The 11,597-nt window shown below is 53.0% G+C and carries 12 protein-coding genes and 1 pseudogene; 7 read left to right on the top strand and 6 right to left on the bottom strand.

Annotated features, from left to right (window positions below):
• The first annotated feature begins 52 nt into the window (after nt 1–52).
• Genes EH228_RS01395 through EH228_RS01385 form a run of 3 tightly spaced genes read left to right on the top strand, consistent with a single transcriptional unit; the run spans nt 53 to nt 2,804 of the window.
• Nucleotides 53–721, top strand: coding sequence for an aspartate/glutamate racemase family protein (locus tag EH228_RS01395; protein ID WP_152319913.1), 669 nt, complete (start codon nt 53–55; stop codon nt 719–721).
• 3 nt (nt 722–724) lie between these two features.
• Nucleotides 725–1,993, top strand: a complete 1,269-nt coding sequence (gene otnK, locus EH228_RS01390; RefSeq protein WP_152319912.1) for a 3-oxo-tetronate kinase — start codon at nt 725–727, stop codon at nt 1,991–1,993.
• A 10-nt stretch (nt 1,994–2,003) separates the two neighbouring features.
• Nucleotides 2,004–2,804 (top strand): hydroxypyruvate isomerase family protein, encoded by an 801-nt coding sequence (locus tag EH228_RS01385; RefSeq protein WP_152319911.1) that lies wholly within the window; start codon nt 2,004–2,006, stop codon nt 2,802–2,804.
• 143 nt (nt 2,805–2,947) lie between these two features.
• Here EH228_RS01385 and EH228_RS01380 read toward each other — a convergent pair.
• From EH228_RS01380 to EH228_RS01360, 5 genes and pseudogenes are all read right to left on the bottom strand, one after another.
• Nucleotides 2,948–3,228, bottom strand: a pseudogene (locus tag EH228_RS01380) (oligopeptide/dipeptide ABC transporter ATP-binding protein).
• Between the two features lie 116 nt (nt 3,229–3,344).
• Nucleotides 3,345–3,626 (bottom strand): helix-turn-helix domain-containing protein, encoded by a 282-nt coding sequence (locus tag EH228_RS01375; protein WP_000780222.1) that lies wholly within the window; start codon nt 3,624–3,626, stop codon nt 3,345–3,347.
• A complete protein-coding gene (locus tag EH228_RS01370; protein WP_000493286.1) occupies nt 3,607–3,936 on the bottom strand; it encodes a type II toxin-antitoxin system RelE/ParE family toxin in 330 nt (109 codons plus the stop codon). Before EH228_RS01370 ends, EH228_RS01375 begins: the two co-directional genes overlap by 20 nt.
• A gap of 499 nt (nt 3,937–4,435) precedes the next feature.
• Nucleotides 4,436–5,377 carry a bifunctional Delta(1)-pyrroline-2-carboxylate/Delta(1)-piperideine-2-carboxylate reductase gene (gene lhpI / locus EH228_RS01365; RefSeq protein ID WP_152319910.1) on the bottom strand — a complete coding sequence of 314 codons (942 nt, stop codon included), beginning with the start codon at nt 5,375–5,377 and terminating at the stop codon, nt 4,436–4,438.
• A gap of 229 nt (nt 5,378–5,606) precedes the next feature.
• A complete protein-coding gene (locus tag EH228_RS01360; RefSeq protein ID WP_152319909.1) occupies nt 5,607–6,134 on the bottom strand; it encodes a GNAT family N-acetyltransferase in 528 nt (175 codons plus the stop codon).
• Here EH228_RS01360 and EH228_RS01355 point away from each other — a divergent pair.
• Together EH228_RS01355 and EH228_RS01350 are read left to right on the top strand one after the other, a co-directional pair.
• Nucleotides 6,115–6,447 carry a hypothetical protein gene (locus EH228_RS01355; protein WP_152319908.1) on the top strand — a complete coding sequence of 111 codons (333 nt, stop codon included), beginning with the start codon at nt 6,115–6,117 and terminating at the stop codon, nt 6,445–6,447. The two genes, EH228_RS01360 and EH228_RS01355, sit on opposite strands and share 20 nt — an antisense overlap.
• 105 nt (nt 6,448–6,552) lie before the next feature.
• Entirely contained in the window at nt 6,553–7,575 is a 1,023-nt protein-coding gene (locus EH228_RS01350) for an LLM class flavin-dependent oxidoreductase (RefSeq protein WP_152319907.1), read from the top strand.
• Between the two features lie 145 nt (nt 7,576–7,720).
• Here EH228_RS01350 and EH228_RS01345 read toward each other — a convergent pair whose 3' ends face one another.
• Nucleotides 7,721–8,740 (bottom strand): LacI family DNA-binding transcriptional regulator, encoded by a 1,020-nt coding sequence (locus tag EH228_RS01345; protein WP_152319906.1) that lies wholly within the window; start codon nt 8,738–8,740, stop codon nt 7,721–7,723.
• 328 nt (nt 8,741–9,068) lie between these two features.
• On the opposite strand from EH228_RS01345, the gene EH228_RS01340 reads away from it, so the two are divergent.
• On the top strand, nt 9,069–9,785 hold the full coding sequence (locus tag EH228_RS01340; protein ID WP_152319905.1) for a gluconate 2-dehydrogenase subunit 3 family protein: 717 nt from the start codon (nt 9,069–9,071) through the stop codon (nt 9,783–9,785).
• Between the two features lie 39 nt (nt 9,786–9,824).
• Nucleotides 9,825–11,597: a GMC family oxidoreductase gene (locus EH228_RS01335; protein WP_152319904.1), complete on the top strand. Its 1,773-nt coding sequence runs from the start codon at nt 9,825–9,827 to the stop codon at nt 11,595–11,597.

Below are 11,597 nucleotides of genomic sequence, written 5' to 3'. Positions count from 1 at the left end.
AATTAGCCGTGCTGAACCTCCTTACACCAGAATTTTCTCCCTGGAGTCTAAAATGACCGCAAGAATCGTATTACTGCATGCCACACCCGTCGCGATGGCACCGATCCATACCGCGTTTGAGGAAGTCTGGCCTGAGGCCGAAACCATCAATCTGCTGGACGATGGTCTGTCTGTCGATCGTGCCAGAGAGCCAGAGCTATCGTCTGCGATGATCGACCGGTTTGTGCGGTTTGGTCATTATGCTTATGACATGCAGGCGCAGGGCATTCTGATAACCTGTTCCGCTTTTGGTCCGGCGATCGACCGACTGGCAAAAGAAGTGCCGGTGCCAGTACTGAAGCCTAATGAAGCGATGTTTCACGAGGCGGTAGCACAGGGTAAAAATATCGGTATGTTGGCGACATTTGGTCCGGCGGTGGAAACCATGACCGACGAATTTAACGAATATGTCGCGCAGAACCATTCGTCTGCCAGGTTGACCACCATTCTGGTTGATGACGCGATTGGGTTGCTGAAAAAAGGTGATGCGGAAAGTCACAACCGGCTGGTTGCTGCACGGGCGAAGGAACTGGCCCATTGCGATGTGATCATGTTGGCACATTTCTCCACCTCTCGTGCGGCGGCGAGTGTGCGGCAACAGGTTGATATTCCGGTGCTGACCGCGCCCCATGCCGCAGTAAAACGTATACAGGCCAGCGTGCTGGCTGGCCGGAAGGAGTAAGTTATGTTGATTGGGGTTATTGCCGATGATTTTACCGGGGCCAGCGATATTGCCATCACCCTGTCAAAAGGGTTGAAAGGGGAAGGTGGTTTGAAAACGACCCAGTATCTCGGTCTGCCGGTACGACCTGCCGCGGCTGATGTGGAAGCGGGAGTCATTGCGCTGAAAAGCCGTTCAATCCCGGCAGAAGACGCGGTGGCGCAATCGCTGGCGGCTTGCCGCTGGCTACAAGAGCAGGGCTGTCGACAGATTGTATTCAAATACTGCTCCACCTTTGATTCCACCGATAACGGTAATATTGGCCCGGTCGCTGATGCGCTGGCGGAACATCTGGGCGCGCAAAGCGTGGTGGTCTGCCCGGCGTTTCCGGCGATGGGGAGAACGGTATATCAGGGGCATTTGTTTGTGCATGACAAACTGCTCAATGAATCAGGGATGGAACATCATCCGTTGACGCCGATGAAAGACGCCGATCTGCGTCGTGTCTTGCAACGCCAAAGTCATCGCCGCGTGGCGCATATCGGCTGGAACACGGTGGTACAGGGAAGTCAGGCTCTACAATCCGCTTTCCAGCGTGAAGCACAGCAAGGCCGGACGTTACTGATTGTCGATGCGATCAGCGAACATGACCTGACCGCGATAGGCCGTGCCTGTAAAGATGCGGTACTGGTGACCGGGGGATCGGGTATCGCGCTGGCACTACCCCATAATTTTATCGCTCAGGGGCTGGCGAAAGGGCAGAAAGCCAGTGTCCCGCATATCGACGGGCCGGAAGCGATCCTCGTAGGCAGTTGTTCCGGGGCGACCCGTCAGCAAATTGCCGAGCATCAGAAAGCGCATCCGGTGCTGATGATCGAGGTGAGTGATGTGCTGAGCGGTACAACCGGACCACAGCAGTTGGTGGATTTTATCACTGAACATCAGGGGCAGGCACCGTTGGTGTACTCTTCCGGCGATCCGCAAACGGTACAGGCGGTTCAGCAGCAGCACGGCCGTGAAAAAGTGGCCGCCGCACTGGATAACTTATTCGGTATGACCGCGCAAAAACTGGTGGAGAAAGGAGTCCGTCGCATTGTGGTTGGCGGCGGAGAAACCTCCGGTGCGGTAGTCAGCGCCCTGAATCTGGGAGCGTTGACTATCGGCGAGGAGATCGATACCGGTGTTCCGGCGATGGTTTCTCAAGGGGAGCAGCCTATTGCCCTCGCGCTGAAATCCGGTAATTTTGGTGGCAAAGACTTTTTTGCCCGGGCGGTGAGTGCATTGCGTGGCTGAGGAATAAGCGATGGCCGGACTGCGTTTTTGCGCGAATCTGAAATGGCTATTTACCGAGCTACCCTTTGAGCAGCGTTTTGCGGCGGCGGCGAAGGCCGGTTTTCGTGCCGTCGAATATGCCCAGCCTTATGGCTGGCCAGTGGGTGTCCTGCAGAAGCATTTGCGTGAGAATGGCTTGCAGCAGATCCTGATTAATACCCCGGTCGGACCGCCAGATTCGCCGTTGCGTTCCGGTGCTGCCTGCCATCCTGACTATGTGGCTGAATTTCAGAACGGAATGCTACAGGCACTGGAATATGCTGCCGCGCTGTCCTGCCCGTTTGTCCATTTACAGGCGGGCCTGCAACCTGATAACACCACGGTTGCGGCGGCGTTGATGCAATTTACAGACAACATCAACTGGGCAAGGGAACAAGCCGGGAAGCAGGGCGTGGTTTTGCTGCTGGAAGCTATCAATCGTCACGACATTCCCCATTTTTTCCTCAGCGATTATTATCTTGCCGCTGACATTGTTCGGCAGATTAACAGTCCATCAGTGCGGCTGATGCTGGATATCTACCATTGCCAGATGATGCACGGTGATCTCAGCCGGAATATTGCCGCATTATTGCCGCTGACGGCGCATGTGCAGATAGCCGATCCGCCCACCCGCAGCGAGCCGGGCAGTGGCGAATTGAACTGGGATTTCGTGTTTAATCAGCTACAACGACTGGATTATGCCGGGTGGATTGGTTGTGAATACCGTCCGCTGAGTACTACCCTGGAGAGTTTGGGCTGGATGACGGCATACCCGGCGGATGCTGCGCGATGATGTCAGGAACACGACGGCACCGTTTGCACGGTTTTGCGGATGCCTGAAGGGGCGTTCCGAAAATGTGCCACGGTGATATGACCAACAGTGACCAGACCACGATAATGACAAAACAGGCAGTAACAGATAGTGCTCCCCGGCTTTTATACCAGATGGCAGGCTACCTTATGGCCGGGTGTTTTTTCGGTCAACACAGGTCGTTCAGCACGACAGCGGTCGGTGGCATAAGGGCAGCGGGTATGGAAACGACAGCCGGAAGGGGGGGAAGTGGGCTGGGGAGCTCGCCGCTCAGACTGACCTTTTTACCTCGTTGAGTCGGGTCGATGACTGGCGCGGCGCGTAGCAATGCCTGAGTGTAAGGATGGCAGGGGCTCAGATACAGGGTTTCGGTGGTGGTGACTTCAACCACTTCTCCCAGATACATCACTGCCACGCGGTGCGAAATATGTCGGACAAGACGCAAATCATGGGCGACAAACAAGACGCTCAGATTGAGCTTCTCTTGCAAATCAAAATGGCCAGCCCCGGAGGGCTGGTCATTTAGTACAGGGCAATGACAGGTTTCTTGATGCCGCAGGCGTGAGCGTAGCGGGTCAGTGTGTCGATGCTGGCTTTGGTGATGTTGTTTTCCAGGCGGGAAATAACCGGAGGTGTAACCCCCATGCGTTCAGCAACCTGCGCTTTTGTCAGGTTGTCATGCTTACGCCATTCCGCAAGTAGCTCTCTGAGCTTCTCCTTGCGTTCTTCTTCCTGCCATGCAGCGCGATATTCATCGTCCTGCATCCACTCGTTATGCAGTTCTTTATGGCTTACCAGTTTCATTAAGTACCTCCGCTAACCGCTTTTTGGCGAGATCGATTTCTTTCGCTGGCGTTTTCTGTGACTTCTTGATGAAAACCCGGAGCATGATGATGGTATTGCCTTTGTGGTATACCCAGATGCCCCTGGCTATGTCCGTCCCCATCGTGCGGATCTCAAAAAGTCCATCGCCCAGGGGTTTTGTGTCCGGTTCCCGCAGTAATCGGGCGTCATACTCCAGTTTGCCGATGAGACGGTCAAACTTCACCCTGATTTTTACGGGTAATGCTGTGGCTTCTTCCCTGGCTTCCGGGTGATAAACAACGCTAAACATGTGATCTCCCATTTCTATTAATATTAACCTACAGGCTAATTTCAGGCAAGGTGAAATTAACCTGTAAGCTAATTTTGTTGGCAGTTATCGCGGCTACCCAGTCACTACCCTTTTAGCGTGAATTTTCGTTCCACTGAGGAACGGGGATTTATGCGCGTCAGCGCATGTAAGGCGGCAGGATGAAATGACAGATAGCACAGAGGGTTAGCCGCCGATACAAATGAGGGATCGAAAGGGATCGCCTATCCATCCCTTCCCCCTGCAAAGCCATACCGCGCTAAAAGCGGCTCAGAGGCCTTTTTGCGTGGTCGGGATGGGTAAATGGTCTGGATATCGAAAATTATTGTACGTTAAGGCCGTTTTTTGTACTGCGACATATTGCAGACGTGCAGAATCCCCGCCAGTTAAGGCGGTAGTTTGTGGAGGTCAGGCAAAGTTAAGTTTTGGTGGTCATTTCAGTAACGTCCGGCAAACGAGGGTTTGTTGGACGTTTTCGCTTTTAGCGGGTTAGCGACTGGAGCGCCACACGGGCCGCAGCGAGATCCCACGCGGCGGTTCCCACGGTTTTAAACACCACAGGACGCGACAAAGCAGCAGTCGAGCGCAGCGCATGGGCAAGAGAGTTGACGGCTGACCAGTCAACGCCTGCCTGAATAAAATCACCGGCTTCATGCCTGGCGCCATCGGGGTCGTCAACGTAAAGCGCGCTACCGTCCAGGGTGTTTTTGCCGATCTCGCACATTTCCGGTTTAAAGGCGCCCACGCCAATAATCAGCCGCTCCTGTATGGCGGGAAGGTCATAAACGGCTTTGGTGCTGGTGGTCAGTGTCAACACGACATCCAAATCAGTAGGCAGCGTTTCGCCACATGCCGTCAGGCGAGAGTGTCTGTCAGCATTTTGCTGGCAGAATTGTTGAGCTGCACTCAAAGACGAGCCGCGTACCAGGACATCAGCAGCAGGGAATAACGCATTTATCGCCTGTAAATGATAACGGGCCTGCACACCCGTACCGATGAGCAGGATGCGAGACGGTTCGGTGGGTAAAAACGTACGGATACCCAGCATGCTCACTGCCGCAGTACGCCGCCCGGTAACTTCCGGACCATCGAGAAGGCAGATAATTTGGCCGGTTTGCGCATCACAAACGGTTACGGTGCCGTGAATAGTGGGTAACTGGTTTTTTTTATTTCCAGGCTGTACGTTGACCAGCTTATGAATAGCAATGTCTTTCGCGGTGGCTGGCATGCTTAATAATACTCCGCCATCACCTAATGGCACGACCATGCGCTCAGGGCTGTTAATATCGCCTTTTTCACATTCCAGTACCGTACTGGCAATCGCCTCAAGCATTGCCTCAAAACCCAGTAATGCGGCGGTCTGCTCCTGATTACAGACTATAAATGGTGCGGGTTCAGTGTGGTAAACCGCTAGTTTGCTCATAGAATGACACTCCTGATAATTTTTTCCGGGCTAATAGGGGACTCAGGTCGTTCAAATAACCGTGAACCAGAAAAGCCCCGTATCAGTCAGGCCATCCCTGCTGACCGTATCATGGTCGATATCTGATGAGTCGACTTAAAAAGCCGATGATATATTGCCACTGTTGGCGTTTTCAGTCCGCCAGTGATGTTGTTTTTTTTCGTGACATTGTCACTTAATGGGCTAATTTTCAGCGTAGTGGCTCTGGAAATGTTGTCGACCCCGCCCCAAGCGCTCGCTGCATGATGACGGTATCAACCCAGCGACCATGCTTAAAGCCAACCGACTTCATCACGCCAGTGAGTTCAAATCCCAGTGAACGATGCAGCCCCAGGGACGCATGGTTTTCGCTATTGCCAATAACCGCGATCAACTGACGAAAGCCCCGCATCTCCGCCAGACGAATAGCGTGCTGTAACAGTGCCTTACCAATGCCCTGACCGGAGAAATCAGGGTGGACATACACTGAATCTTCCAGAGTATAACGGTAGGCATAGCGTGGACGATACGGCGCCAGGTAACAATAACCTGCGACCTGAGTATCCCTCAGGGCTACCAGCCAGATACCGCCACTGGCGATAACTTTTGTCAGGCGTGCCGCCATCTCTTCATGGTCTGGCGGGACGGTTTCAAATGAGGCAATGCCGTTGTTTACATGCCAGGCGTAAATCTGTTGTATTGCGACGAGGTGTTCGGGAATGGCTGAGGTGATTTCCATTTTTTTCTCATTGAATGTTAGTACTGATTATCATCGTAACGCTAATCTGCGCGATACGGTAGATTGCCTGGCTTATCAACACATAAGAAAAACTTTCATGGCCGCGCTTAATCTTGATCAACTACAGACATTTTGCCTCGTGGCACGTACCCGTCGTTTCTCGGCGACGGGCGGCACCACATTGTTGGAAACTCCGCTCACTCGCGAACTGGCCATGTTGCGCCGCGACAAGCCGGCCAATCGTGGTTTACGGACGTTGATTAATGCACTTCAGGAAAATATTGCTTCCGTAAGCCTGACGAATCGGGTCTGACATGGCAGCCACATCATTGGTAACGGCTTACAGCTTGCGTCACGTTGCCTTGCTCGCCAATACTGAGTCAGTGTCATTATTCAACAGTAAAAAGGCCGATTCACCATGAAAAAAATAGGGTTTCTGTCATTTGGTCACTGGACGCCGTCGCCGCAGTCGGCTACCCGTTCAGCTGCAGATGCATTATTACAGTCCATTGAACTGGCGGTGGCTGCCGAAGAACTGGGGGCCGATGGCGCTTATTTCCGTGTGCACCATTTTGCCCGTCAGCTCAGTGCGCCTTTCCCGCTATTAGCCGCCGTGGCAGCCCGTACTAAACGGATTGAAATAGGTACTGGCGTGATTGATATGCGCTATGAGAATCCGTTGTATATGGCGGAAGAGGCTGGTGCAGCAGATTTAATCAGTGGCGGTCGTCTGCAATTGGGGATCAGCCGTGGCTCTCCTGAGCAGGTGGTGGACGGCTGGCGTTATTTTGGTTATCAGCCAGCCGAAGAGGAAAATGATGCGGAGATGGGCCGCCGTCATACCGAAGCACTGCTGGATGTACTGCGGGGGGAAGGTTTTGCCACACCCCATCCACAGCCTATGTTTCCTAATCCGCCAGGATTATTAAGGCCGGAACCTTTCTCCGCAGGGTTACGTGAGCGTATCTGGTGGGGATCCGGCTCTAACGCCACCGCGATCTGGGCTGCGAAGCTGGGAATGAATCTGCAAAGTTCCACCCTGAAGGATGATGAAACCGGTGAGCCGTTTCATATTCAGCAGGCGAAGCAAATCCGTGCTTACCGTGATGCCTGGCAGGCGGCGGGTCACAACCGCGAACCGCGCGTTTCTGTCAGCCGCAGCATCTTTGCCCTGATGAATGATACTGATCGGGCTTATTTTGGCGCCAGCGGGCAGGGCGGTGATCAGGTCGGTTATCTTGACGAAAAAACACGGGCGATCTTCGGGCGCAGTTATGCTGCGGAGCCGGAACAGTTGGTCGCCCAACTGGCGCAGGATGAAGCGGTGGCGGAGGCTGACACGCTCCTGTTGACCATTCCAAATCAGCTGGGGGTTGATTATTGTAGCCACGTTCTGGAAGCGATCCTCAGGCATGTGGCCCCGGCGTTGGGTTGGCGCTAATTTCGTGAATAACAGACTCCGGGCTTAATGTTTTACCGGAGGCCGATCCGTGTGGGCGGCTCTATCGCTGCCCGTATCTGCGGCCTGGAGGCCCGCTAACGCGGGGACGCCTGAGTGCGGGCTGACGCAATTGCCAGCCCGGCGATCAGTCCAGATTTTCCGCAGTAATAATCTTCAGCGGCACCTTACCGTCGCTGTACAGTTCTGGCTGATAACCTGATTCAAGATGGCGCAGCATCAGCTCAATTGAAAGCCGGACGTGCTGGTCGGCATTCTGATCGAGCGTGAACGCCACGCAGTCCTGATGCAGCATTTTTTCGGTGACTGAATACAGTTCATGAGTTATCCAGGTACATTTGCCTAACAATTGATGTTGCTGCAAAATTTCCTGGATTTCACCATTTCCCACCCCGCTATTATAGATACCGGCGACATCGTGAGAGAAGGTCAGGGTACTCTGTAACAGGTGGCGAATGGTTTCCCGTTGATCCTGACCCGCCAGCGCTTCGCGTATTTTAATCTCCGGTGAACGCTGACTCATTGCTTCGCGAAAACCTTCAATCCGTTGCCGATGCGCCCGGTAATCTATTCTCCCGCTAACCAGAATCACATCGCCAGCTCTTTTTAGCGTCTTACTCATCAGCAGTCCCGCTGTTCTGCCCGCCTGATACTGGTTGATGCCGACATGACACAATCGCTGCGCCTGCGGAATATCGGTGGCGATAGTGATAACCGGCACTCGCCGGGCCCAACAATGCGCCAGTGCCTGATGAATAATGGGATAATCGTGCCCAAAGATAATCAGTCCGTCGCGTTGTTCGCCGCTTTCGATTATTCGCTGTGCGAGGATCTCCGGTTGCGATTCCGCGACAAACGTACGGTACAGGGTCAGCCGCTGATAGCCCAGTTGGCTGGCTATCCGGCTGAATTCACTCGCCAGCCGTTTGAAAAAATGAGAGGGAGTACTACTGAGAAAAACTTCGATGCGCCACGGATGTTGGTACGCTTCCGGCAGTGGGCGTTTCAGTCCCGCTTCTCTGGCGACTTGTAATACCTTACGTACCGTGTCCGGTGAAACACCGCCACGTTCGTTCAACACCCTGTCAACGGTTGCCACGCCGACGCCAGCCATTTTTGCCAGCATCTGCAGGGTTAACTTTTTCATTATTGCTCCACATTACAGCTGCCGCCAGGGCAAAGGGGCCGCGCTAAGCTGACTCTTTTAGGGCCGGCGTAATTATGGAGCGCAAAATAAATCTGGCAAGTCTGTTTTGCACAATTAAAAACCACTCAGACTGTAATGATGTAAAACCATCAACGCAAATCTTTCCTGAGGCAGATGGAGAAATTATGATCGCCATGTTGTTAATTTATTATTAATTCTGTAAATCAAATAGATTGAATTTGGTAATAATAACAACAAGAAATTGTTAGGTGGTTATCAAATAAGAATAGTCCGATACGCAATGTGATCAATCAACCGGCAGGAAAATATGAAACGTAGAGAGTTTCTCACGTCAGTGGTGGCACTGGGCGTTGCATCCTCATTGCCAGGCGCTCAGGCGGAAGTGGTTAATGGTGGACAGCCATGGCAGGCAGGAAAAGTTAATACTCCTCCTTCACCGCCGAGAAAAGGCGGTCTGCAATATTTAACTCAGCATGAGTTCGACACGGTTGGCGCGATTGCCGAACGCTTTATTCCTGCGGATGAGCAGAGCCTGAGTGGGAAAGAAGCGGGTTGTGCCGTCTTTATTGACCGACAATTGGCGGGCGATTATGGGCATGCCGTTACCGTTTATCGCCTGGGGCGTTTCGTCAAAGGTACCCCTGAGCAGGGCCCCCAATTGGCACAGACTCCGGCAGAACAATACCGGCAGGGCCTGGCGGCGCTCGATAAAGCCACTCAGAAACAGTCGGGTAAAAACTTTGTCGATCTTCCGGGCGAACAGCAAGACCATATCCTGCAGGCAATGGAAGCAGGCCAGTATGATTTAGGTCAGGACGTCGACAGCAAAGTTTTTTTTGAGCTATTACTGCAAAACGTGCGGGAAGGTTTTTTATCCGATCCGATTTATGGCGGAAATAAAGACATGACCAGTTGGAAAATGATTGGTTTCCCCGGTGCTCGTTATGATTTCCGTGATTTGCTCAGCAAGAAAGGGCAAAAGCTTAATATTATTCCAACCAGCCTGATTGATAACACTCTCTGAAGCTGAGTCGTTATATTTCTTCATTAAGAGTTTTTAACTATGAACAATGTACGTCCAAAAGCTGATGTCGTCATCGTTGGGCTGGGGTGGTGCGGCTCGCTTATTGCTGAAGAGCTGACCCGAGCCGGTTTAAATGTGGTGGCCATTGAACGTGGCCCCTGGTTTGAAACTGCGACCGATTTTCCCCCTTCCATTGATACGGATGAGCTGCGTTGGGATACCCGCCGCAGTATGTTGCTGCCGCCAGCAGTAGAGACCACCACTTTCCGTAATAACCGTACGCAAAAGGCGTTACCGACCCGCGACTGGAACCTGAATGAGTTGGGTTATAACGTTGGCGGTTCCGGTACTCACTGGGCAGGAATGGCATGGCGTTTTACGCCATTTGACTTCCAGCCTTACACTCAGACCTTGCAACGCTATGGTAAAAAACAGATTACCAACGGCCTGATCTTACAAGATTGGGGCGTCACCTATGACGAACTGGAGCCGTTCTATGACCGGTTTGAGAAGATCGCGGGTGTTTCCGGCAAGGCAGGCAAGTTGAATGGTAAAATCATTCCGGACGGCAACCCGTTTGAAGGTAACCGTAGCAGTGAATATCCGTTACCGCCGCTGGAAGGGGTACGCCTGACTGATTTGTTCCGCGACGCGGCAAAATCTCTTGGTCAGCATCCATTTATGGTACCGGCGGGTCAGGCTTCCCGCGCTTATGTCAACCCGCTTGGCGTACGTATGGGGCCTTGTACCTATTGCGGTTACTGCCTGTATTACGGCTGTGGCAACTTCTCAAAATCCAGCCCGAACGCCTGTGTGATCCCCGCGCTGATGCAGCGTGAGAATTTTACCGTCCTCACTGAGTCAGCTGTGGTCCGTGTCAATAAAGCCGCTGATGGCAAAACAGCGACCGGCGTAACCTATGTCGATCGTAATAAAAAAGAGTGGGTACAACCGGCAGATATCGTGGTGTTATCGGCCTTCCAGATGCAAAACGTCCGCCTGCTGCTGCTGTCCAGGATCGGTAAGCCATATGATCCGGTGACGAAAACCGGGGTGGTGGGCCGTGCTTACACCTTCCAGACTGTTTCGGGCGCTAACCTGTTCTTTGAGAATGAATATCTCAACCAGTTCATTGGTGCCGGGGCGCTCTCTCAGCAGGTGGATGATTTCAACGGCGATAACTTTGACCACAGCGGTCTGGGCTTTATCGGCGGCGCCGGTATTCTGGTGGTAGGGCGTGGAGCCCGACCGATTGGTAACGCCGATATGCTGCCACCGGGTACCCCGCGCTGGGGCAAAGACTGGAAAAAAGCCTACACTCACGCCTTCCAGAACGGGACGTTTATCTTCGGACAGGGGACCAGTTATGCGCACGAAGATTATTATCTCGATCTGGACCCGGAATATGTCGACGACAATGGCAATCCGTTGCTGCGTGTGACCTTCGATTACAACGAGAACGACCGCCGTTCCGCGAAGTTTATCGAAGAGAAAAGTGTGGAGATCGGCAAAGCGATGGGCGCCAAAACCGTCATTGGCACCAACTCGGCGGCTGGACATTATTCTCCTTATAGTTTTGCCAGCGACCATACCATTGGTGGCGCGGTGATGGGTACCGATCCACAGACCAGCGTCCTTAACCGCTATCAGCAGAGCTGGGATGTACACAACCTGTTCGTCCTTGGCGCCTCTTCGTTTCCCAATAATGCGGGCTACAACCCGACCGGAACCATTGGCGCACTGAGTCTGTGGACGGCGAAAGCCATTATCGAACAGTACCTGAAAAATCCTGGCCCGCTGGTGAAGGTGTGA

Origin of the sequence: Erwinia endophytica, assembly GCF_009295515.1 — a bacterium.
Taxonomy (GTDB): Bacteria; Pseudomonadota; Gammaproteobacteria; order Enterobacterales; family Enterobacteriaceae; genus Erwinia; species Erwinia endophytica.
The sequence above is the reverse complement of the archived record's forward strand: the minus strand, read 5'-3'. Positions and strand labels throughout refer to the sequence as shown.